We start from the raw sequence: 22,404 nt of genomic DNA on the forward strand, positions 1-22,404 counted from the left end.
TTCGGCGGTGTTACGTCCCGTGCTGCCAGCTGCCCATGTACTCGCGCTGCTCGTCGGTGAGCGCGTCGTGGTCGACGCCTTCAGCGTCGAGCTTTATCTCGGCGACGCGGCGGTCCAGTTCGTCGGGCACGTCGTGGACGCCCGCTTCGTACTGGTCGCCGTTGTCGACGAGTTCGCGGACGCAGACGGCCTGCACGCCGAAGCTCTGGTCCATCACCTCGACGGGGTGACCGAGCGCGATGGGCGCGGCGAGGTTGACGAGGCGGCCCTCGGCGATGACGTTGAGCCGGCGGCCGTCTTCCATCTCGAACGCCTCGACGCCGTCGCGGGCTTCGTAGCGGTCGACCGCGAGGTCGTCGAGGTCGTCTAAGTTCACTTCGATGTCGAAGTGACCGGCGTTGGCCAGCAACACGCCGTCTTTCATCTCCTCGAAGTGCTCGCGCGTCACGACGTCGCGGTTGCCCGTCGTCGTGAGGACGACGTCGGCTTTTTTCGCTGCTTCGGCCATCGGCAGCACCTCGTACCCCTCCATGTGCGCTTCGAGCGCGCGACGGGGTTCGACTTCGGTGACGATGACGTTCGCGTTCTGGCCGGCGGCCTTCTTGGCGACGCCCTTCCCGCAGTAGCCGTAGCCGGCGACGACGACGTTCTTGCTCGCCCACGAGAGGTTCGTCGTCATGGCGATGGTGGCCAGAGAGGACTCGCCGGTGCCGTGGACGTTGTCGAAGAGGCGCTTCATCGGCGTGTCGTTGACCGCGAAGATGGGGTAGTCGAGCGCGCCGTCTTCGTCCATCGCGCGCAGGCGGTGGACACCCGTCGTCGTCTCCTCGCAGCCGCCGATAATCGTCTCCACGAGTTCGGGGTACTCCTCGTGGACGACTTTCACCATGTCCATCCCGTCGTCGACGGTGACGGTTGGTTCGTGGGAGACGACCGAGTGGATGGCCGCGTAGTAGTCCTCGTCGCCGACGCCGCGGACGGCGTAGGAGGTGATGTTCTCGTGGGCGTCGAGCGCCGCGCTCACGTCGTCGTGCGTCGAAAGCGGGTTGCAGCCGGTGATGGCGACTTCCGCGCCGCCGTCGGCCAGCAGTTCGACGAGGTTCGCCGTCTTCGCCTCGACGTGCATCGCCATCCCGATGGTCTGGCCCGCGAAGGGTCTCTCGGCCTCGTACTCCTCGCGCAGGGCGGTGAGAATCGGCATGTGCTGCAGCGCCCAGTCCATCTTGCGGCGGCCCTCCGCGCGGGCGGCCTCGACGTCGTCGAGGTGCTCGCTCACGGGAGCGTAGCTCGTGCTCATGGCCGGGACTTTGCTCACCGCGCCCAAAACGATACCGAAGGCGGCGGCCGTCCGAACCGACCGCCGACCGGTCGACGGCTGGCTGCTCGAAGGAGGTTCGAAGAGGAGAGCCGGTTCGACGCGTCGGAAGGGGTTAGGCGGCCGCGGTTTCGTCGTCGGAGACGGTCGGTCCCGTCACCGCGGGGCCGTTGTCGATGGCGGGCGAGTCGCCGCCGTTTCCGTTTCCGTTGCCGTTCCCGTTTCCGCGAGCGCCGTCGGTTCCGTTACCGGACGCCTCGTCGGTTTCCGTAGCGTCGCCGTCGGTTCCGTCGTCGGAAGCGTTCTTGCCGTCGGCGTTACCCGGACGGTCGTCGCCTTCGCCCGCGCCGTGACCGCTGCCGTTACCGGGGTTCGACTGGTTCCCGCGGTCGGCGTTCGGTCCCTTGTCGGACGGCGGGCCGGCGTGGTCGGGCCGGTTCTCCTCACCCTGGCCGGGGTTGTTCCCGCGGACGAACTCGGAGACGATCTGTCCGATACCGCCTTCGCGGTCCTCGTTACCGAGGACGCTCTGGACGAACGAGGAGACGCGCTGACCGAACGCCGTCGGTTCCTCGTCGGCGACGGTGAGCGTCGTCGTCGTGTTCACCGACTCGTTGTCGGCCGTCGCGGTGACGGTCACCGAGACGTTCTCCTCGGGTTCGGGCAGCGAGACGCTGCCGTTCTCGCCGGTCGTGTAGTTGCCGACGCCCGAGTAGTTGGAGTCGTTGCCGTTTTCGGCCACCTCGACCGTCGCGTTCGGTACGGCGGTGCCGTTTTCGGTCACGTCGACCGTCGCCTCACCGTCGTCTCCCTGCGAGACCGACACCGAGAGTCCCTCTCCGGTCGAGGGCGTGAGTTCGACAGACTCGGTCGCGTTGAACGAATCGCTGGTGACGTTCAGCGTCACGTTCACGGCCGACTCGGGTGCCGGGAGGACGGTGGTTCCGTTCTCGTCGGTCGTGTAGTTGCCGATGCCCGTGTAGTTGCCGTCGGCGGTCACGTTGACCGTCGCGTTCTGTACCTCGGAGGCGTTCTGCGTCACGGTGACTGTCGCTTCGCCGGTGTCGTCGCTCTGGTCGACGTCCACGTCGAGCGGCGCGTCCGCTGCGAGCGCGCCCGCGACACCCGGTGCGAGCGCCGTGCAGAGGAGTACTAACACGAACGTGAGAGTAACTTTTCTTGAACTCATCAACTTTCCCGACATCCAGGGAGTAGATAAAGGGGGGCTGCCGTTCATCCGGTTCGGTTCGTTGAAAACGGACGAGAACCGTTTATAACCGTTCAAACTACTTTCTAAATCGTTTATCTTTCCTCTCTAATTGACTATCACGAACGATTACGTGGCGCGGGCGAGCGCCTCTCGGGCGTGGTCGGTCGCCCGCCGCATCACCGATTCGGCGTCGAGCGTCAGCAGTTCGCGGTCCCGCATCAGTACCTCGCCGTCGCAGACGGTGTGTCGGACGTCCGACCCGCGAACCGCGTACGCGAGGTGGCTCACGTGGTCGTGCGCGGGCGTGAGGTGCGGCGCGTCGAAGTCGACGACGACGACGTCGGCGTTCGCGCCCGCTTCGAGGCGACCGGAGTCGAATCCCAGGGCGTCCGCCCCGCCGCGCGTCGCCAGTTCGACGACCGTCTCGGCGGCGACGGCGCTCGCGTCCTCGGCGGCGAGTTTGCCGACCATCGCCGCGTCGCGCATCTCGTCGAACAGGTCGAGGTCGTTGTTCGACGCCGCGCCGTCGGTGCCGAGGCCGACGGAGACGCCCGCGTCGAGCATCCGCTGGACGGGTGCGATGCCCGAGGCGAGTTTCATGTTCGAGGCCGGGCAGTGAACCACGCTCGTTCCGCGCTCCGCGAGCAGTGCTATCTCCGTGTCGTCGACGTGGACGCCGTGTGCCACGAAGTCCGAGTCGCCGAGCATCCCGAGACCGGCGGCGTACTCCAGGGGACGTTCACCGCGTTCGTCGACGATGGGGTCGACTTCTTCGGTCGTTTCGTTCCCGTGATAGTGGACGGGAACGCCGAGCTCGCGGGCGCGGGAGACCGACTCGCGGAGTTCGCCTTCGCTCACCGTCGTGAGGCTGTGCGGCATGTACGCCGTCGAGATTCGCCCGTCGGCCGCGCCGTCGAACTCGGCGGCCACGTCGAGACTTTCGTCGATGTCGGCCCGCGCCGCCTCGTCGTCCTTGCCGACGGTGACGACGCCGTGACCGAGGCGGGCGCGGAGCCCCGCCTCTTCGACGACGTCGGCGATTTCGGGGACGTGGAAGTACATGTCCGCGAAGCCGGTCGTCCCCGAGCGAATCATCTCGACCATCGCCAGTTCCGCGCCGACGCGGACGTCCTCGGGGGTGAGCGCGCCCTCGACCGGCCAGATATCCTCCCGAAGCCACGTCTCGAGCGGTTTGTCGTCGGCGACGCCGCGGAGCAGCGTCATCGGGACGTGCGTGTGCGCGTTGACGAGACCGGGCATCACGAGCCCGCCCTCGGCGTCGAGCGTCTCGTCTCCCGTCTCTGTGTCGCCGACGGCGAGAATCTCGCCCGAATCGGCGTCGACCAGCACGTCGCCGTCGTCGACCGACAGGTCCGGCAAGAGAATCTCGCCGCCGGTGATCTGGAGCGTCGTCATGACGCACCGTACAGACGAGACGACCAAAGGCGGTCCGGTTCCGAGGGAAGAATCGCTCGTGTCGATGCCGAAAGAAAATGTCTGCGGGATACACTTATCATACGAGATGATTGATATCCCGGTATGGCTGTCACAGCCTCCCCGCTCCGACAACTCGTCGTCGGCGACGAGGACGCCGTCGAGTGGCTCGCCCTCATCCCCCTCCTCTTCACCGTCGAGTGTATGGGCGTCGTCGTCTGTCGGATGCTCGGCCTGTTCCCGCTGGTGGTCGTTCCCGGTGCGCTGGTCACGCTCGCGTTGATGGTCGTCCCCTCGGCTTTGAGCGCGACCAACGGCGGCGGCCTCTTCGGGAGCGTCGTACTCGGCCTCGCGCCCGTCTCCGGCCTGCAACTGGCGCTGAGCGGCGAAGCACCGCTCGGCGTCGACGTGGCGACGATGGCGAGCGTCGGCGTCGTCGCCGGCGTCGGCCTCGGCGCGGCCGGATTCGCCGTCGGTCTGGCGATGCGGTAGAGAAGCGACCGGGCCGAAGCGCAGAGAGGGAAAGACAGTTCTCCCGCGCCCGCGAGCATCACGGTATGCGAATCGCCGTGCCCAACAAGGGCCGCCTGCACGACCCGTCGATGGAACTTCTCGAACGCGCCGGACTCCACGTCGAGAACGGCGCGGCCCGGAAACTGTACGCCGAGACGGTCGACCCCGACGTCACCGTCCTGTTCGTCCGCGCCGCCGACATCCCCGGCTACGTCCGCGACGGCGCGGCCGACATGGGAATCACCGGCCTCGACCAGGTCCGGGAGTCGGGTCACGAACTGACCGAACTGCTCGACCTGGGCTTCGGGAAGTGCCGCCTCGTGCTCGCCGCCCCCGAGGACGGCGAGATTCACACTGTCAGCGACATCGAGGGCAGGACCGTCGCCACCGAGTTCCCGCACATCACGCGCACGTTCTTCGAGGAGCGCGGCGTCGACGCCGACGTGGTCGAGGTGACGGGCGCGACGGAACTCACCCCGCACGTCGAGATGGCCGACGCCATCGTCGACATCACGAGCACGGGGACGACGCTCCGGGTCAACCGTCTCGCCGTCGTCGAGGAGGTGCTGTCGAGTTCGGTTCGGCTGTTCGCCCGACCCGACGCGGCCGACGACGAGAAGGTCCAGCAGGTGACGACGGCGTTCGAGTCGGTGCTGGCCGCCGACGGCAAGCGTTACCTGATGATGAACGCGCCGAAGTCGAAACTCGACGACGTGCGCGAGGTCATCCCCGGGATGGGCGGACCGACGGTGATGGACATCGCCGGCGGGCCGCAGAGCGACTCGGACGCGAACGGTGGAACCGCGAGCGGAACGGAGGACGACGACGCCACCGTCGCGGTCCACGTCGTCGTCGACGAGCGCGAGGTGTTCGAGACCATCGGCAACCTCCGCGAAGTCGGCGCGTCAGACATCCTCGTCACCGAAATCGAACGGCTGGTCGAGTAGCACGGCGTCGAAAGTCGCTCGACGCCGCCGAGACGGCGTTCATCGCCGCCGCAGGTCCGGTTCGGTGAGGCCGTGGTAGAGCACCACTCGCCCGTAGCGTTTCTTCGCCCACGCCGCGACGAGCAGACAGCCGACAGAGAGCGCGGAGACGCCGAGCAACCCCGCGTCGGGACCGAACGCGCCGCCGGTGTACAGTTCGGGACCGTGCCGATTCAACACCAGAAGCGACGCCGAGGGGTCGACGCCGCCGACGGGGAGGCCGAACACCGGTCCCTGAAACAGGTTCCAGGAGGCGTGAAAGCCGACCGGGAGCGCGATTTCGCCGGTGAGCACGTACGCGAACGCGAGGAGGACGCCCGCGAACGCGACGCCGAGCGTGCTGACGACCGTCGCGTTGGGGTTTGTGACGTGTAGCAGCGCGAAGACGGCCGCCGAGACCACGATCGCGCCGCCGACGGCCCGGTCGGCGTCGAAGTCGGCGTGACCGAACAACCCCTCGGCGAGGTTCGTGACGACGTAGCCGCGAAACAGCAGTTCCTCGTGGAAGCCGACGAAGACGACGAACCCGACGGACAGCAGCAGTTGCGGGAGCAGCGACGGGAGCGGCGCGCTGAACACCGCCTCGACGCTCACCCACCCGGCGCCGTACTCGACGAGAAAGACGAGCGTCATCAGCGCCGTCCCGAGGCCGAAACCGACGCCGAGGTCGATCCACCAGTCTCGGTCGACGTGGAGGCCGAAGTCCGCGAAGTAGCGTCGGTCGAGAAACGTCCCGCTGAACGAGACGGCCGCGATAGTCGCCGTTCCGAGGAGCACGAGCGGCGCGAACTCAGAGAGCAGCGCGACGCTCCCACCGACGACCGCCTCGCCCTCCCCGTTCGGTGCGGTGAACGCGACCAGGACGAACCACCCGGTGAGCGTCAGCGCCGCGATGAGCAGGGTCGTCGCCGCGATGCGCCACGGCGCGCGCAGACGGCGTTCGTCGAGGTTCCACAGCATCTCCGGGACGAGACTGTTCACCGGACGCTCACCCGCCCGGAACCGAGCGACGACCCGAACAGACCCGCCGCGCGCGACCCGAGTCGCCCGAACGGGCACGGTGTCGGATGACGAAAGACGTCCATGTCGTTCTTGTACTCACGAACGTCCTACTTGTATCTATCCGTCGTCAGAGAGGCGGGGGGTAGACGGCGACGAATCCGCCGGAGGTCCAGCGAACGTCGCGCGACGGACGGCGGTTAGCCGGGCGCGCTCTGCCAGAGCGCGAGCAGGCTAAAGACGAGCGCGCCGAGGATGATGCTGACGACGACGTGGATGACGACGATGTACGCGGTCAACCGCCACGACCGGCCGTAGAGGTACTTCACCGCCGCGGCGTCGAGCGCGAGCGCCACCGGCAGCGCCAGCGCCGCCGAGACGTCGAACGCCGTCGAGAGAACCGCGACACCGGCCGGGAGCGGACCGACGCCGAACGCGTTTCGAACGGCGACGTCGCCGAGGACGTTGCGGGCGGCGATGTGGGCCGTCGCGGAGAGAAACAGTGCGAAGAGGCCGGCGGTGCCGGCGATGGCGACCGGGCTCCCGAGCGTCGTCTGCAGCGGAACGACCATGGTCGGGTTTCGAGGGCCGACCGTATGGTGTTTTCCGAACGCGACGGACGACGTGCGCGACGGTGGCGGGGCGAAACGACCGCCCCGACTTTGTTACCCGGTGCCGAACGCTCTGTATGCCGACCGAGAGCGATCCGAACGTCGAAACGGACGGTGGCGACGCAGACGGTGAACCGAGCGACGGCGACGTCGACGGGAAATCAGACGACGGCGACGACGATAACGAATCAGACGACGGCGACGTGAGGAGTAATCGACGCGACAGAGAGGGCGGTTACGAACCGAGGTCGGATCCGTCGGCAGCCGAACCGACGGAGCCGAGCCCGTCCGAGCCGAACCCGCCGGAGAACCTCCCGACGGCGGTCGTGGAGATGCTCCGACGGCTCTCGGCGCACGACCTTCGAGAGGCCGTGCTGTACGGTCAAGAGCTGCTACAACTCCGGCAGCGGACGGGCCCGCGCATCGAGCCACGGGTCGGCGAGGAGTTCGTCCGCGTCGAGGACCGCGACGGTTACACGCTCGTCGTCAAGCGCGAACCGTGCGGCGAGGGTTGCGAAAACTGTCCGCACGGGCCGTACGGCTATCACGTCACCGAAGAGAAACTACCGAGCGGCGAGCGCCGAACGCGGTGGACGCTCATCGGTCGCGTCGAAGGATAATCAGTCGAGGAGACCGAGTTCGGAGAGTCGGCTGACGATCTTGTCGACGGCGTGTTCGGCGTCGACGGGCTGTTTTCCGCCCGTGATGACGAGTTTGCCGGAACCGAAGAGGAGCGCGACGACTTTCGGTTCGTCGAGACGGTAGACGAGGCCGGGGAACTGCTCGGGTTCGTACTCGATGTTCTCGAGACCGAGGCCGATGGCGATAGCGTTGAGATTGAGATTGCGGCCGAGGTCCGCGCTCGTGACGATGTTCTGGACGGTGATTTCGGGGTCCTCGTCGACCGGAATCTGGAGGTCGCGGAGCTTGTCGAAGACGATTCCGAGACTCTCGTGAACGTCGTCGGTCGACTTCGCGCCCGTGCAGACGATTTTCCCGGACCGGAAGATGAGCGCGGCCGACTTCGGGTTCTGCGTGCGGTAGACGAGACCGGGGAACTGCTCGGGGTCGTAATCGGCACCTTCGAGGTCCATCGCGACGCTCTGAAGGTCGAGTTCCTGTCCGATTCCGGTGGAGGCGACCACGTTCTCTATGTTTATCGTGTCCTTGGGGTCACTCATGGAACGGTTTAAGTATCGTATTTAAGGTTTAAAAAGGTTGGTGCAGGGGTTGATAGGTTCGATTCTAGTGAACGCGACCGATTTTGCGGCGCTCGGTGGGTCGCACCCGAGAAGTCGCCCGTTCGAACCGTTCGACACGCTCATACGTCGCCCCCGACAGATTCGACCGTGTACTGTCTGGAACTCGCCGGCGAGGACGACGCGTTCGCGGCCTACGAGGCCCGCGCGGCCGCCGGAGAACCGGAACTGGCCGCCCCCGGCGTCGCTCTCGCGCGGACGCTCGACGTTGCGCGCGCGAGAACGCTCGCGTACACCCACCGCGCCAGCGACCTGGTCGGCCATACCGACGCCAGCGTCGAGAGCGCTCGCGTCCTCCTCGAAGCGGCGTCGCTGTCGCGGGAGGGAACCGTCGCCGTCCGCGCCCGAGACGTTCGCGGCGAGAGCGGCGTCTCGACCGGCGACGCCGAGCGCGAACTCGGCGGCGTCCTCGTCGACCGCGGCTACTCGGTCGATTTGGACGACCCCGACAACGTCCTCCGCGTGGTTTTCGCGGACGAGCGCTGCTTCGTCGGTTGGCAGGTCGTCGAGAGCGTCCGCGACTACGGGAGCAGAAAGCCGACCGACCGACCGTTCTTCCAACCGGGGAGCATGGCGCCGCTCGACGCCCGCGCGTTCGCCAACATCGCCGGAGCGAAGCCGGGTGCCCGGATGTTGGACCCGATGTGCGGCACCGGCGGCACGCTCATCGAAGCGGGACTCGTCGGCGCGACGCCCGTCGGCGTCGACGCGCAGGCGAAGATGGCCGCCGGTGCGCGAAAAAATCTCGACGCCTACGTCGACGGCGACGCCCACGTCGTCCGCGGCGACGCCACCGCCCTCCCTTTCTGCGACGACGCCGTCGACGGCGTCGTCTTCGACGCGCCGTACGGCCGTCAGTCGAAAATCGCGCGGCACTCGCTCCGAGACCTCGTTTCGGGGGCGCTCGACGAAGCGTACCGCGTCGCGCCGCGGGGCGTCCTCGTCGCCGACCGCTCGTGGCGCGAGGAAGCGGAGAGCGCCGGGTGGACGGTCGACGAGACGTTCGAACGGCGGGTGCACCGCTCGCTCGTCAGGCACGTTCACGTGTTGCGGAGCGACGATTGAGGCGGAACGACGATTAGGGCGGAGCGACCGACTTCGGCGACGAACGATGTTCTGAGTAGAGGAACACGTCTCTCCGTTCGCAGAACGCGGGTGCGGGATTTCGTCAGGACTGTCGCGCTACGACCGTCTCGCCCGCACGGACGCGCTGGCCCTTCTCGACGCAGAGGTCCGTCGCGTCGAACCGCTCGGGGAGCAACACGTCGGCGCGACTGCCGAAGGCGATGTGACCGACTCGTTGCCCGCGTTCGAGCGTCGTTCCCTCTTCGACGTAGGGGTGGATGCGCCGGGCGAACGCGCCGGCGATGAGCGATATCTCGAACTCGCCGCAGTCGACGTCGACGCGTTCGTTTCGCTCCGAATCCTTCGAGAACGCCGGTCTGTGCGCGCCGGGTCGGTGCGTCACCGACTCGACGTCGGCGTCGGCGGGCGCGCGGTTGACGTGGACGTCGGTGACGTTCATGAACACGCCGACGCGGACGCGGTCGCCCTCGCGTCGGACGACCGAGACGCGGCCGTCGGCCGGCGAGACGAACCCCGACTCGGGGGCGGTGCGGTCGGGGTCGCGGAAGAACCAGAGGACGAACAGCGCGACCGCGACGCAGAGAAGCCCCACCGGGGGGACGAGCACCGAGAGCGGGACGGCCAGAAGCGCCGGCGGGAGCGCGTAGCGCCGCGCCGACGGGGCGAACTGCCGCGGGACCGCCGCCGCGACGCGGCGGGGTGAGAGCGGGGCCATCTACGCGGCCCCACCCGCGGGCGACCACTCGGTCAGCAGGTGACAGACGTGGATTCGGTCGTCCGTTCCCGTCGCCAGGTCGAGGTCGACCTGCCCCGCGAGTCGGTGGAGGCGCGCGAGGTCGTCGCCGCTGTAGTCGGTCCGAGCGACGCGGAGCAGTTCGCCGAGCAGCTCTTGGCCGCTGTATCCCTCGTCGAGGAGGTCGTCGACGGCTTTGCGGGCGGCTTTGAACTCCCCCGCCCTCGCCTCGGCGAGGACGTCGCGGAGCGCCTCGTCGTCGCCGACGTCGCCGAGCGTCTCGAACGCCGCGTTCATCGTCAGTCCGTCGGCGGCGGCGGCGGTCGCCTGCGCGCTGAGAATCGCCTTTCGGAGGTTGCCGCCGGCGAATCCGGCGACGTACTCCAGACCGTCTTCGTCGTAGTCGACCTCCTCGGCGTCGACGATGCCTCGGAGGACTTCGACGGTCTCGTCGGTCGTCGGTGCGCGAACCGGCACCGGGAAACAGCGCGAGCGAATCGGCGGGATGAGTTTCGTCGGCTGCCGCGTCGTGATAACGAACTGCGTCGTCCGGTGGTGCTGCTCCATCACGCGGCGCAACGCCTGCTGGAAGTCCTCGCGGATGGCCTCGGCGTTGTCGAGGACGATGGTCTTGTACTCGCCGGAGACGGGCGCGTAGCTCGCCGACTCCTTGAGCACGCGGTTTATCATGTCGCGTTTGGCCATCCGGCTGCGACCGGCGAGAAACGACTCGAAGCGAGGGTCTTCCCGGAGTTCCTTCTTCGTCCGGCCGAAGAAGTCGGCGACGTTAATCTCGACGAGGTCGTTGTCGACGTCCTCGTGCGTCTCGCGGGCGAGCGCTCGGACCGCCGCCGTCTTTCCCACACCCGGCGGCCCCTGAACGACGAGGTTCATCGGTTCGTCGACGGTGCGAGCGAGTCGCTCTCGCACAGCCGCCTGCGGGAGGTCGGCGAGGTCCGGTGCGTGCGCATCGGTCCACAGGGGGGCGTCCATTGGCTCGGTATTGTCGGCAACGACGTAAGAATCGGTCGGTTCGACGCACCTCTCGCGGTCGTTCGACTCGTTCGACCTACCCGCCGACCGACGACCAGCTATCCGAACTCGACGCGATGAGAGCCGCCTCGGTCGTCGTCTCGTTCGTCCGACCGGTCTCGTTCGTACTCGAGCCGTTCTCGCCCGTATCGGACTTTCCGGACGCATCGGAACCGCGGTCCGTCGGCTCGTCGTCCTCGGCGTCGACGTCGACGATTTCGACTTCTTCGCCCGTCCCGGACTGATCGATGACGGGTTTGAGGATGTACTTCCCGCTCTTTCCCGCCTCGAAGACGGAAACGTCGAAGACGAAGTCGACCGCTTCGCCGTTTCCGAGCGTGAACCCCTTGTGAAGTTGCAGTTTGTCACTCGGCAGTTTTACGCGCACTTCCTCTCCGTTTTCGAGGGTGCCGTTCACCGACGAGACGTAGATGAAGACACTCCCGTAACTTCCGCCGGAGACGTTCAGTTCCCCGAGCGACGTCGAGTTAGCGCCCTGAAGTCGCGTGAGGTCGACAGTTCGTTCGTCGACGTCGAACTCGCGCCACCCTTCCTCGGGTGCCGAGTCGTCGGCTTCGGTCGCCGTCCCGTTCGCCGTTCCGTTCGCCGTCTCGGTGGCGTTCGTCTCGTCGCGGGTCGTCGGCTTCAGTCCGACTTTCGTGATCGTGACGTTGAGGTGTGCGAAGTCGCCGATAGCGTTGCGCTCGTCGCTCACGTAGAAGCGGACGGTTCCATCGCTCCCGTCGACGTGGTCGGTCTGCGTATCGACCGACGCGTCGGTCGAGGGGCCGTCCTCTGAAATCCCGCCAGTGCATCCGGCCAGCACCACCAAGAGCGCCGTCAGCACGCTGACGGCTGTCGTCTGGTTCATGTACTCTGTCCAATTCGAACGTTCCCTAAAGTAATACAGTGTTCGTTCGGATAGTTTTCTGTGCGTGAACAGTTTGGAGCGTCGACCTCGGAGTCGCCACAGTCGGCGCAGTCGGTGCAGTCGGGGGGTTTTGACCTCGTTTCTGCAGTTCGAACGCGTCTGTGAGAGACGGACCGTCGTACCCGGCACCGACTCGACGGCGTATCCGACACGGGTTTAGCCCGTGCCCGTCTCACAGCGTGTATGTCGATGCGCGTGACCTTCTTAGGAACCAGCGGGGCCGTTCCGACGACGCAGCGGGCCCCCAGCGCCGTCCTCCTCAACCGGGAGGGCGAGCGCCTGCTTTTCGACTGCGGCGAGGGAACTCAGCGGCAGATGATGCGCTTCGGAACCGGCTTCGGCGTCTCCCACCTGTTCGTCACACACCTGCACGGCGACCACATCCTCGGCATCCCCGGCCTGATACAGTCGTGGGACTTCAACGGCCGCGAGGAGGCGCTGGCCATCCACGCACCCCGCGGGTCGAGAGAACACATCGAGCACCTCGTCCACGCGGGCGGCTACCGGCCGAGTTACCCCGTTCGAGTCCACCAGGTGAGCGCCGGGGCGACGGCGCTGGAAGCGGAGGAGTACGAGGTTCGGACGTTCGAGACCAACCATCGGACGCGCTCGCAGGGTTACGCGCTCGTCGAGGACGACCGACCCGGGCGGTTCGACCGCGAGCGGGCCGAGTCGCTGGGCGTCCCCGTCGGGCCGAAGTTCGGCAGGCTCCACGAGGGCGAGTCGGTCGAACTCGACGACGGCCGGGTCGTCGACCCCGAGGAAGTGGTCGGCGAACCGCGACCGGGGCGAACGTTCGTCTACACGGGTGACACCCGCCCGGTACAGGCGACCGTCGACGTCGCCGAGAACGCGGACCTGCTGATTCACGACGCGACGTTCGCCTCCGACAACGCCGGACGCGCCCGCCAGACGGCGCACTCGACGGCGAGGGAGGCGGCCGACGTCGCGCAGCGCGCGGGCGCGAAGCGTCTCGCGCTGACGCACATCTCCTCGCGCTACGCGGGCGACGCCTCGCAGTTGGCCGAGGAAGCCGCGGAAGCGTTCGACGGCGAGTCGTTCGTCGCCGAGGACGGCCAACGGGTCGAGATTCCGTACCCGGACGCCGAGTAGAATCCGCCGGTCCCCGAAAGCCGCCCGTCGGTTCCGGCGTGGGGTATTTACTCACTGACCACTTATTCCGTCAGCGTGAACGCTCGGACGCGTGCGCTCGACTCCGTCGTCTTCGGCGTCGACATCCAGAGCGGTGACGTTCGCGGAGACGCGCCCTCCTACGCGCTCGTCGCCCTCGACGGCGACGAGGTGGAACGCGACGTGGTCTCGCTTCGGAAGCTGAGACGACTGGTCGAAGCGCGAGAACCGGCGATGATAGCGACCGACAACATGTACGAACTCGCCGCCGACAAGGACGCGCTCGTCCACTTTCTGCGGTGGCTCCCCGAGGGGACGAAACTCGTCCAGGTGACCGGCGCGGAGCGCCCCGAACCGCTGTCGCGGGTCGCCTCCCGCCACGGCGTCCCCTACGGCAAGAAGCCGATGAAGGAGGCGGAGGCCGCCGCGCGCCTCGCGCTCGGCAACGTCGGCTACGAGGTGAGCGCCTTCACCAACACGACGACGGTGAAGGTTTCGCGCGGTCGCTCGACCGGTAAAGGCGGATGGAGCCAGGACCGGTACACGCGGCGCATCCACGGCAACGTCAGGCGTCGCGCCCGCGAGATAGAGTCCGAACTCGACGAAGCCGGACTGGAGTACGAACGAGACGCGACCGAGAAGTACGGCGGCTTCTCGAACGCCGTCTTCACGGTCGAAGCGCGTCCCAAGGACATCCCCGTCTCGGCGAACCGCTCCGGCGACGTACGGGTCGAAATCGAGCGCGAGCGACGCGACGGCGTCGAGTTCGAACCGCTCGTGAAACGGCGCGACCGCGTCATCGTCGGCATCGACCCCGGCACGACCACCGCCGTCGCCGTCGCGGACCTCGACGGCAACGTCCTCGACGTCTACTCGTCGCGAACCGACGACACCGCGGACGTCGTCGAGTGGCTCATCGAGCGCGGGCGGCCGACCATCGTCGCCGCCGACGTGCAGCCGATGCCCGAGACCGTCGAGAAGTTCCGCCGGAGTTTCGAGGCCGTCGGCTGGGCCCCGCCGAGAGACCTCCCGGTCGACGAGAAACTGCACCGGACTCGGAACGTCGACTACGACAACGACCACGAGCGCGACGCGCTGGCGGCGGCGCTGTTCGCGTACGACGACCACGAGGACCAGTTCGCGCGCATCACGCGGAAGGTGCCGCCGAACGTCGACCGCAGCGAGGTCATCGCGCGCGTTCTCGCCGAGGAGGAGCCCGTCGAAGCCGTGCTTCGGGAGCTCGACCCCAACGTCGAGGACGACGACGAGGACCAGTCGACGCACGAACCGCGCGAACTCACCGAGGAGGAAAAACGCATCAAGCGACTCGAACGGCGGGTCGAGCGCCTCGAAGAACACGCGGACGACCTGAAGGCCCGTCTGGAGACGAAAGACGAGACTATCGCGGAGTACGAGCGCGAACTCTCCGACGCCCGACGGAAGGAACGCCGCGAGGCTCGCGAGCGGCGCGAGGTCAACCGCTTGGAGCGCGAGAACGAGCGACTGGAGCGCGAACGCGACCAGGCCGAGGAGAGCGCCGAGGAGCTACAGCGCAAACTCGACCGCCTGAAGACGCTGTGGAAGCTCGACCACTCGAACTTCTCGGACGTGGCGGGCGACCGCGACCTCGTCGCGGTGAAGGTCGTCGAGCAGTTCACGCACGACGCCATCGAAGCGGCTCAAGAACAGTTCGGTCTGGCGTCAGGGGACGTGGTGTACCTCCGCGACGCCAGCGGTGCGGGTCGACGCACCGCCGAACTGCTCGCGGAGACCGAACCGCGGGTGGTCCTCCGCGACGGCGGCCTCTCGGACGTCGCCGACGAGCTGCTGTTCGAGGCCGAGATTCCAGTCGGTCCCGCCGACGACGTGTCGATGCAGGAGGTCGACGAACTCGCCGTCGCCCGCGAGAGCGACGTAGAGGAGGTCATCGACGACTGGAGAGAGCGCGCCGAGGAGCGTCGCCGCGACCAGAACTCGGCGATGGTCGACCAGATCATCTCCGAGCACCGCGCCGAGAACCGCGGTCGATAGACGGGCGGACGGCCCCGGTCCGGCCGTCCGTTCGGCTCCGGAGACCCGGCCCAAGACCCATTCGTCCTCGCGTTGAGAGACACGGTATGTCTTCGCGCGAGGTCAGCGGTGCCAGCGTTCGTCTCGTTTTCGCGGGCGTGTTAGTGACCGCGCTGGGTATCGTCGCTGCGCTTATCCTCCTGCCGTTTCTCACGTATCTGCTCGCCGCGGCGCTGCTCGCGTTCGTGCTCTACCCGCTTCAGCAGCGGCTCGCAGCCCGGGTCGGGACGCGGCTCTCTGCCGCCGCGCTGGTGGCGCTGTCGGTTCTCTGCGTGGTCCTCCCGCTCGGACTGCTGGTGTACCGACTCGCCAGCGGCGGCAGCGTCGTTCCGGGAGAGCTCGAAGAGCTCCCCCGGCTGCCGGTGATCGAGTCGCTCATAGAGCGGTCGGTGGGCGTCGAGATGTCGATTCGTTCGCAGCTGAACACCGCTCTCGGACAGGTTTCGTCGATGCTCGCCGAACAGAGCTCCGGCATCGTCGGCGCGGGAGTGCACGCGACGTTCGGCGTGCTCCTGTTCGTGTTCGTGCTCTACTATCTGCTGAAGGACGGTCACCGACTGGTCGCGTGGCTCCTGTACGTCACGCCGCTCCCCGAGGCGGTGCAGGACGAACTCGTCGCGCAGACGAACGCGATGACGTGGGCCGTGCTCGAGGGACACGTCCTCGTCGCCGTCGTCCAGGGTATCGTCGCGGGTGCCGGTCTCTTCGTCGCCGGCATCCCGAACGCGGGGTTCTGGACGTTGGTGATGATGGTGGTCGCGCTCATCCCGGTTCTCGGCGTCGGCGTCGTCGTCGGTCCGGCGGTGCTGTATCTCGTCGTCGTCGATAGACTCCTCGCCGCCGTGCTGCTGGCTGCGTACGGCGTGACCATCGTCGCGCTCATCGACGACTACCTGCGGGCGTACCTCATAAATCGAGGGTCGGCACTCAACTCGGCGGTCATCCTCGTCGGCGTTCTGGGTGGCGTGTACCTCCTCGGTCCGATGGGGCTGTTCTACGGACCGATTCTGCTCGGTCTGTTCAAGGCGACCATCGAGGTGTTCGACGACTACTACGAGGTGCTGGAGCGTCCCTGACGCCCCCGATGCGTCGCTCCGAGGGCACCGTCACCGGTGGGCTGACAGCCGGAACTCGCAGTCGCGGAGCGGCGTTCCGGACACCCGCCTCGACTCGCTCCGCGGCGATGCTCAGCGCACGCCGGGGAGTGGTCCCGTCATCCGGTTTGAACCCTCGGACGCCCTGACACACTTCCAGAAGTCATATCCCACACCCCACGCTCGGTACGAGTATGGACGCCTACGAGCGAATCACCCGGAACGCCTCCGAGGTGGTCACCGAGGACGAGGTACGCACGCTAGCTGAATCACCCGAGGGCAAGCGGGCGTACGTCGGCTACGAGCCGTCGGGCGTCCTCCACATCGGTCACATGCTGACGGCGACGAAGCTCATCGACCTGCAGGAGGCGGGCTTCGAGGTCACCGTGCTTCTGGCCGACGTCCACGCCTACCTCAACGACAAGGGGACGTTCGAGGAGATACGCGAGACCGCAGAGCGGATGAGAGAGCAGTTCGTCGCCTACGGCCTCGACGAGTCGAAGACGGAGTTCGTGCTCGGCTCCGAGTTCCAGTTCGACCGCGAGTACATCCTCGACCTCCACGCGCTCGAACTGAACACCTCGATGTCGCGCGCCGAGCGGGCGATGGCCGAGATCAAGAGCGGCGAGGCGGTGAAAGTCTCGCAGGCGGTGTACCCGCTGATGCAGGCGCTCGACATCGTCTACCTCGACGTCGACCTCGCCATCGGCGGGATGGAACAGCGGAAGGTCCACATGCTCGCCCGCGACACGCTGCCGAGCATCGGTGAGGAGTCACCGACCTGCCTGCACACGCCGCTCATCGCCGACCTCGGCTCCGGCGTCGGGAAGATGTCCTCCTCGAAAGGCGTCACCATCTCGATGGAGGACTCGACCGAGGAGATCGAAGAGAAGGTCAACGGCGCGTACTGCCCGCCGACGGCCGACCCCGACCCCGACGAGGAGGGCAACGACCGCGAGAACCCCGTCCTCCAGATCTTCGAGTACCACGTCTTCCCGCGCTTCGAGACGGTGGTCGTCGAACGCCCCGAGAAGTACGGCGGTAACCTCGAATACGACGACTACGAGTCGCTGGCGGCGGACCTCGAATCCGGCGAGTTGCATCCGGCGGACGCCAAAGGCGCGCTGGCGGCGTACCTCGACGAACTCGTCGCGCCGGGTCGCGAGAAGATTCGGCAGGCGAAGCAGTAGCGGTCGCCCGGTTCGAGAGTGGAGCGCCCGCTCAGGCGAAGCCGAACGCCTGCATCGTACTTTTGACGATTCCCTGCGCGACGAGACCGACGCCCGCCAGCACGAGCGCGAGGCCGGCGGCGACGATGGGTGCCTGATAGGCGACGATACCGATTCCCGCGAGCAGCAGAACGACGCCGAGAACGCCGGACGTACCGAGCTTGTCGAGCATACCCGATACTCCTCGCGTCTGTCCGGTAAAACCACCGGTCGCGTCGCGGGAGAGGTCGTTCTGTCGCCCGTTCGGCTTTCAACGGCGGTTTTAACAATTACGACGACGAACGGCCCTTATGAGCGAGAACGAAGGGCGCAACAACCTTCGAATGCCGAACGACGACGAGGAGTTCGCGGTCGTGACGAACATGCTCGGCGCAAACCGCGTGAAGGTTCGCTGCGCGGACGGCACGGAACGGACCGCTCGCATTCCCGGCCGGATGCAGAAACGCATCTGGATACGCGAAGACGACGTCGTCCTCGTCGAACCGTGGGACTGGCAGGACGAGAAAGCCGACGTGACCTGGCGCTACAAGAAGCAGGAGGCCGAGCAGTTGCGCGAAGAAGGGCACATCCAGTAGCCAGTCGTAGTTCGATGCGGTTCGGGGTCTACGGACCGAAGCGACGACGTGGAACGACCGCTGGTCCGCACCTGTGAGTCTTTTAACGCCGGCGCTCGTAGCCCTTCACGAATGACTGACGAGTTCGGCCTGATAGCGCCCGACGCCGCCGACGGCTTCGGAGACGAGTGGGAGGAGATAGACGTCTCCGACACGGAGGCCGACCGTATCGCACGCCGCCGGGACCGCGAGTTCAGCCAGTTCAGAAAGCGCATCAAGGACGCCGACCAGTTCAAAGTCGAGCAGTCGGTGTTCGACGACGCCACGTTCGCGGCCATCTACAAACTGGTTCAGGACGGCTACATCGAAGCGTTCGGCGGCCCCATCTCGACCGGCAAGGAAGCGAACGTCTACGAGGCGCTCGGAGCCGACGACACCGACGTCGCGGTGAAGATATACCGGATAAGCGCCTCGAACTTCCAACAGATGCGCGAGTACCTCGAAGGCGACCCGCGCTTCGAGGGCATCGGCAACGACAAGGGAAAGATCGTGCTCGCGTGGGTCAGAAAGGAGTTCGCCAACCTCGAACGCGCCCAGAAGGCGGGCGTCCGCGTGCCGACGCCCATCGCCGTCGAGCGCAACGTGCTCGTGATGGAACTCGTCGGCCTCGTCGAGGAGCGCGCGCGCCGCCTCGCGGAGGTGAACGTCGAAAACCCGCAGACGGCGTACGAAGTCGTCCGCGAGTACATGCGACGCCTCCACGGCGCCGGGTTGGTCCACGGCGACCTCTCGGAGTACAACATGATAATCCACGAGGGCGAGCTCGTCATCATCGACCTCGGGCAGGCCGTGACGGTTCACCACCCCAACGCCGCCGAGTTCCTCGACCGCGACTGCGAGAACGTCGCGAACTTCTTCTCCCGACAGGGTCTCGACGTGACCGGCGAGGAACTGCGCGAGTACGTCACCGAGGTCGAACCGGAGCCGTAGCCGGTCGTCGGCCGCAGAGACAACTCTCACGACGATGCAACCTGCGGTATGGGCAACAGGTGTCGACACTCCGACGTATGCAATCCATCGCGGACGCCGGGACGCTGAGCATCTGAGCGTACTCGTCGACACGCTTTTTCCCTCTCCCCATCTACTCGATGACGATGAACGCCGCTCCCTGGCGCTGGTGGTCGCCCGCCTCGGGAGCGGACAGTCCCGCCGTCGTCGTCGCCGCGGCGTAACCCGGTGACCCCGACGCGGGCGCTCACTCCGTTCTTCTCGCTCGCACCGCGTTCGACTACCACGACGAACTAATCCACCAGCAGATGCCCGATTTCACCGTCACACCGTACAGCGTCGAGGGCGAGGTCGACTACGACCGCCTCCTCGACCAGTTCGGCGCAGACCGACTGACAGACGAACAGTTATCGACCTTCCCGCAGCCGCCGCACCCCCTGCTCCGCCGCGGCGTGTTCTACGCCGGCCGCGACGTAGACCGGTTCACGAGCGCCGCCAGTCGCGGCGAGACCGTCTCGGTCGTGACCGGCCGAGGACCGTCGGGGCCGATGCATCTCGGCCACGTCCTCCCCTTCTACTTCGCGAAGTGGCTGCAGGCGGAGACGGGCGCGTACGTCTACGTCCCGCTCTCCGACGACGAGAAGTACTTCTCGAAGGACCTCTCCTTCGAGGAGATTCACGACCACACGCGCGAGAATCTCCGCGACCTCGTCGCGGTCGGGTTCGACCCCGAGCGGACGCGCTTCGTCGTCGACACCGCCGACGCCGACGTACTCTACCCGCTCGCCGCCGAGTTCGCCAAGGAGATCACGCCCGCGACGGTCGACGCGACCTACGGCGACCCGCCGAACGTCGGACTGGGGTTCTATCCGGCGATGCAGGCGACGCATCTCCTGTTGCCCCAACTGCTCCGCGGCCGTCACCCGACGCTCGTCCCCATCGCCGTCGACCAGGACCCGCACATCCGCGTCTGCCGCGACATCGCCGGAAAACAGCGCTACGACGTGGGGAAGCCGGGCGCACTACTCTCGAAGTTCCTCCCCCGACTGGGCGGCGGCGGCGGTAAGATGAGCAGTTCGGGCGACGACCCGAGCATCTACCTCACCGACGACCGCGAGACCGTTCGAGAGAAGGTGTCGAAATACGCCTTTTCGGGCGGTCGGTCGGACATCGACGAACACCGAGAGAAGGGCGGCGACCCGGAGGTCGACGTGGCGTACCAACTGCTGTTCTCGTTCTTCGAGTCGGACGACGAGACCGTCGAACGACTCGCGCGCGAGTACCGCACCGGGGAGTTGCTGAGCGGGGAGATGAAGCGGTACGCCGCCGACCGAATCGCCGACTTTCTGGAGGCGCACCAGTCGCGGCGGCCCGAAGGCGGGATTCGAGAGTCCGTCGAACCGTACCGTCTGACCGAGGACGAACGAGCGAAGGTGCGGCCGGACGTGTTCGGCGGAGTGTAGGCGTCCGAATCGGGTCGCTTCCGCGAGAGAAGTCGCTCGGTCGCCGGATAGTCCGCGAAACCGCCGCAGAAGGTTAATTCGACTGACGGCGTACCGACGCTATGAACCGCGCGCGGACGGTCGGGTTGTTTCTCCTCCTGCCGCTGCTGTTCGGGGCGGCGTTCCCAGCTATCAAAGCCGGACTCGACTACGTCCCGCCGCTGCTTTTCGCCGCGGGGCGCTACCTGCTGTCGGCGCTCCTGCTTCTCGGCTTCGCCGCCGCGACGAGCGACGCGTGGCTGCCGCGGACGCGAGACGACTGGGTAGCCGTCTTCGGCGCGGGCGTCTTCTTCATCGGCGGTACCGGTCTCCTGTACCTCGGCCAGCAGTACACCACGAGCGGCGTCGCCGCCATCATCTACAGTCTCATCCCGATTCTGACGCCGCTCATCGCGTGGGGGCTGCTACCGCACGAGAGCTTCTCACGGCGGTACGTTCTGGGGCTGTTCGTTGGGTTCGTCGGCGTCGCGCTGGTGATTCAGCCCGACCCGTCGAACCTGTTCGGCGAGTCGGTCCTCGGCGAGGGACTCGTCCTGTTGGCGGCGACGAGCGTGACGCTCGGCAGCGTACTCATCCGCCGCTACCAGCCGACGATGTCCGTCGTCGCGCTCACCGGCTGGGCGATGGTTCCCGGCGCGTTGCTACAGCTGGCGTTCAGCGCCGCCATCGGCGAGTCGCTCGCGGCGGTTCGCCCGACGGCGACGGCCATCTTGCTCCTGCTCTACCTCGCGGTGGTCGCCAGCGGCGTCGGCTTCGCCGTCTACTTCTACCTCCTGGAGACCATCGGGCCGCTGGAAGTGAACCTCATCTCGTATCTCATCCCCGTCGTCGCCGTCACCATCGGGTGGTTCTTCCTCGACGAAGCCATCACGACGCTCACGCTCGTCGGGTTCGGCGTCATCGTCGTCGGGTTCGCGCTCCTGCGCGGCGAGGACCTCGCGCCGATACTGCGTCGGCGACTCCGGAACCGGAGACGTCCGGCCGCGTGAGTGACGGTATCGAGAACCGAGGGGGCGGCGCTGAGGGAAATCTTAAACGGCTCCGACGGGTAGCACGCATCATGCAACACGTGAAGGTACCGCAGGACCGCATCGGTGTTCTCATCGGTGACGGCGGCGAGACCATGCGCGAGATCGAGAGTCAGGCGGAGGTCCGCCTCGACATCGATTCCGAGTCCGGGTCGGTCGCCATCGACTCGGTCGGCGACCCCGTCACGGGTCTCGTTGCGCCGGATATCGTCCAGGCCATCGGTCGCGGATTCTCCCCCGAGGCCGCGCTGTCGCTTCTGAACGACGAGATGCGGATGTTCGACCTCATCGACCTCGACGAGCAGACGCGAAACAAGAACGACCTCCAGCGCCAGAAAGGTCGACTCATCGGCGAGAACGGCCGAACGCGCGAACTGATGGAGGAACTCAGCGGCGCGGACGTCGTCATCTACGGCTCGACGCTCGGCATCATCGGCCAACCCGAGGAGGTCGAGGCGGTCCGCCGCGCGGCCGGGATGCTGCTCGACGGCGCACCCCACGGCGCGGTGTACTCGTTCCTCGAACGCAAACACAACGAACTCACCCGCGGATTCGACGTCTCCTCGGACTGAGCGCGACGCCTCCGAACCGTTGTCGACTACTTATACCCACAGCGAGCGGACGTTCGATTTCGCTGTCAAAGCCACACCGTGTGCCGTTTTGGCATAGCATCGTTCGA

Annotated in this window: 23 protein-coding genes; 13 read left to right on the plus strand and 10 right to left on the minus strand. The window is 66.9% G+C overall.

Features of this window, described 5'->3' with window-relative positions; all coding sequences use genetic code 11:
• Window positions 1–10: 10 nt before the first annotated feature.
• The 3 genes from DV709_RS08225 to DV709_RS08235 form a co-directional block, all read right to left on the minus strand.
• Window positions 11–1,297, minus strand: a complete 1,287-nt coding sequence (locus DV709_RS08225) for an adenosylhomocysteinase (RefSeq protein WP_117593540.1) — start codon at window positions 1,295–1,297, stop codon at window positions 11–13.
• A 133-nt stretch (window positions 1,298–1,430) separates the two neighbouring features.
• Window positions 1,431–2,504, minus strand: a complete 1,074-nt coding sequence (locus DV709_RS08230; protein WP_157972689.1) for a DNA primase — start codon at window positions 2,502–2,504, stop codon at window positions 1,431–1,433.
• Between the two features lie 147 nt (window positions 2,505–2,651).
• Window positions 2,652–3,941 carry an amidohydrolase gene (locus tag DV709_RS08235; protein WP_117593544.1) on the minus strand — a complete coding sequence of 430 codons (1,290 nt, stop codon included), beginning with the start codon at window positions 3,939–3,941 and terminating at the stop codon, window positions 2,652–2,654.
• 123 nt (window positions 3,942–4,064) lie between these two features.
• On the opposite strand from DV709_RS08235, the gene DV709_RS08240 reads away from it, so the two are divergent.
• Both DV709_RS08240 and hisG read left to right on the plus strand, forming a co-directional pair.
• The gene (locus DV709_RS08240) at window positions 4,065–4,451 is read left to right on the plus strand and encodes a hypothetical protein (protein ID WP_117593546.1); all 387 of its coding nucleotides are present in this window, start codon (window positions 4,065–4,067) and stop codon (window positions 4,449–4,451) included.
• A gap of 65 nt (window positions 4,452–4,516) precedes the next feature.
• Window positions 4,517–5,419 (plus strand): ATP phosphoribosyltransferase, encoded by a 903-nt coding sequence (gene hisG, locus DV709_RS08245; RefSeq protein ID WP_117593548.1) that lies wholly within the window; start codon window positions 4,517–4,519, stop codon window positions 5,417–5,419.
• Between the two features lie 39 nt (window positions 5,420–5,458).
• On the opposite strand, the gene DV709_RS08250 is transcribed toward hisG, so the two are convergent.
• Complete coding sequence (locus DV709_RS08250; RefSeq protein WP_117593550.1) at window positions 5,459–6,439, minus strand: CPBP family intramembrane glutamic endopeptidase; 981 nt, start codon at window positions 6,437–6,439, stop codon at window positions 5,459–5,461.
• 218 nt (window positions 6,440–6,657) lie between these two features.
• Complete coding sequence (locus DV709_RS08255) at window positions 6,658–7,029, minus strand: DUF7473 family protein (protein ID WP_117593552.1); 372 nt, start codon at window positions 7,027–7,029, stop codon at window positions 6,658–6,660.
• Between the two features lie 116 nt (window positions 7,030–7,145).
• Between DV709_RS08255 and DV709_RS18015 the strand changes: the two genes are divergently transcribed.
• On the plus strand, window positions 7,146–7,688 hold the full coding sequence (locus DV709_RS18015) for a hypothetical protein (protein ID WP_198665666.1): 543 nt from the start codon (window positions 7,146–7,148) through the stop codon (window positions 7,686–7,688).
• Here DV709_RS18015 and DV709_RS08265 read toward each other — a convergent pair whose 3' ends face one another.
• A complete protein-coding gene (locus tag DV709_RS08265) occupies window positions 7,689–8,249 on the minus strand; it encodes a TATA-box-binding protein (RefSeq protein ID WP_117593554.1) in 561 nt (186 codons plus the stop codon).
• A 177-nt stretch (window positions 8,250–8,426) separates the two neighbouring features.
• Here DV709_RS08265 and DV709_RS08270 point away from each other — a divergent pair, with 177 nt between their 5' ends.
• On the plus strand, window positions 8,427–9,392 hold the full coding sequence (locus DV709_RS08270; RefSeq protein WP_198665690.1) for a methyltransferase domain-containing protein: 966 nt from the start codon (window positions 8,427–8,429) through the stop codon (window positions 9,390–9,392).
• 103 nt (window positions 9,393–9,495) lie between these two features.
• Here the strand turns inward: DV709_RS08270 and DV709_RS08275 are convergent, their stop codons facing one another.
• The 3 genes from DV709_RS08275 to DV709_RS08285 form a co-directional block, all read right to left on the minus strand.
• The gene (locus DV709_RS08275) at window positions 9,496–10,128 is read right to left on the minus strand and encodes a protein sorting system archaetidylserine decarboxylase (RefSeq protein ID WP_117593558.1); all 633 of its coding nucleotides are present in this window, start codon (window positions 10,126–10,128) and stop codon (window positions 9,496–9,498) included.
• Window positions 10,129–11,139, minus strand: coding sequence for an AAA family ATPase (locus DV709_RS08280; RefSeq protein ID WP_117593560.1), 1,011 nt, complete (start codon window positions 11,137–11,139; stop codon window positions 10,129–10,131).
• A gap of 76 nt (window positions 11,140–11,215) precedes the next feature.
• A complete protein-coding gene (locus tag DV709_RS08285; protein WP_117593561.1) occupies window positions 11,216–12,049 on the minus strand; it encodes a DUF4382 domain-containing protein in 834 nt (277 codons plus the stop codon).
• Between the two features lie 249 nt (window positions 12,050–12,298).
• On the opposite strand from DV709_RS08285, the gene rnz reads away from it, so the two are divergent.
• From rnz to DV709_RS08305, 4 genes are all read left to right on the plus strand, one after another.
• On the plus strand, window positions 12,299–13,222 hold the full coding sequence (rnz, locus tag DV709_RS08290) for a ribonuclease Z (protein WP_394338687.1): 924 nt from the start codon (window positions 12,299–12,301) through the stop codon (window positions 13,220–13,222).
• Between the two features lie 75 nt (window positions 13,223–13,297).
• Window positions 13,298–15,271 carry a DUF460 domain-containing protein gene (locus DV709_RS08295; protein ID WP_117593563.1) on the plus strand — a complete coding sequence of 658 codons (1,974 nt, stop codon included), beginning with the start codon at window positions 13,298–13,300 and terminating at the stop codon, window positions 15,269–15,271.
• Window positions 15,272–15,357: 86 nt separating this feature from the next.
• Window positions 15,358–16,386 (plus strand): AI-2E family transporter, encoded by a 1,029-nt coding sequence (locus DV709_RS08300; protein WP_117593564.1) that lies wholly within the window; start codon window positions 15,358–15,360, stop codon window positions 16,384–16,386.
• Window positions 16,387–16,598: 212 nt separating this feature from the next.
• The gene (locus DV709_RS08305) at window positions 16,599–17,594 is read left to right on the plus strand and encodes a tyrosine--tRNA ligase (RefSeq protein ID WP_117593565.1); all 996 of its coding nucleotides are present in this window, start codon (window positions 16,599–16,601) and stop codon (window positions 17,592–17,594) included.
• A gap of 31 nt (window positions 17,595–17,625) precedes the next feature.
• On the opposite strand, the gene DV709_RS08310 is transcribed toward DV709_RS08305, so the two are convergent.
• Window positions 17,626–17,805, minus strand: a complete 180-nt coding sequence (locus DV709_RS08310) for a DUF7470 family protein (protein WP_117593567.1) — start codon at window positions 17,803–17,805, stop codon at window positions 17,626–17,628.
• Between the two features lie 118 nt (window positions 17,806–17,923).
• On the opposite strand from DV709_RS08310, the gene eif1A reads away from it, so the two are divergent.
• The 5 genes from eif1A (at window position 17,924) to DV709_RS08335 (ending at window position 22,297) form a co-directional block, all read left to right on the plus strand.
• A complete protein-coding gene (gene eif1A / locus DV709_RS08315) occupies window positions 17,924–18,208 on the plus strand; it encodes a translation initiation factor eIF-1A (protein ID WP_117593569.1) in 285 nt (94 codons plus the stop codon).
• 111 nt (window positions 18,209–18,319) lie between these two features.
• Window positions 18,320–19,177 carry a serine/threonine-protein kinase Rio1 gene (rio1, locus tag DV709_RS08320; RefSeq protein ID WP_117593571.1) on the plus strand — a complete coding sequence of 286 codons (858 nt, stop codon included), beginning with the start codon at window positions 18,320–18,322 and terminating at the stop codon, window positions 19,175–19,177.
• Between the two features lie 326 nt (window positions 19,178–19,503).
• Entirely contained in the window at window positions 19,504–20,658 is a 1,155-nt protein-coding gene (locus tag DV709_RS08325) for a tryptophan--tRNA ligase (protein WP_117593572.1), read from the plus strand.
• 101 nt (window positions 20,659–20,759) lie between these two features.
• Window positions 20,760–21,686, plus strand: coding sequence for a DMT family transporter (locus DV709_RS08330; protein WP_117593574.1), 927 nt, complete (start codon window positions 20,760–20,762; stop codon window positions 21,684–21,686).
• Between the two features lie 71 nt (window positions 21,687–21,757).
• Window positions 21,758–22,297 carry a KH domain-containing protein gene (locus tag DV709_RS08335; protein ID WP_117593576.1) on the plus strand — a complete coding sequence of 180 codons (540 nt, stop codon included), beginning with the start codon at window positions 21,758–21,760 and terminating at the stop codon, window positions 22,295–22,297.
• Window positions 22,298–22,404 lie beyond the last annotated feature (107 nt).

Source organism: Haloprofundus halophilus (genome assembly GCF_003439925.1).
In the GTDB taxonomy this organism is placed as follows: Archaea; Halobacteriota; Halobacteria; order Halobacteriales; family Haloferacaceae; genus Haloprofundus; species Haloprofundus halophilus.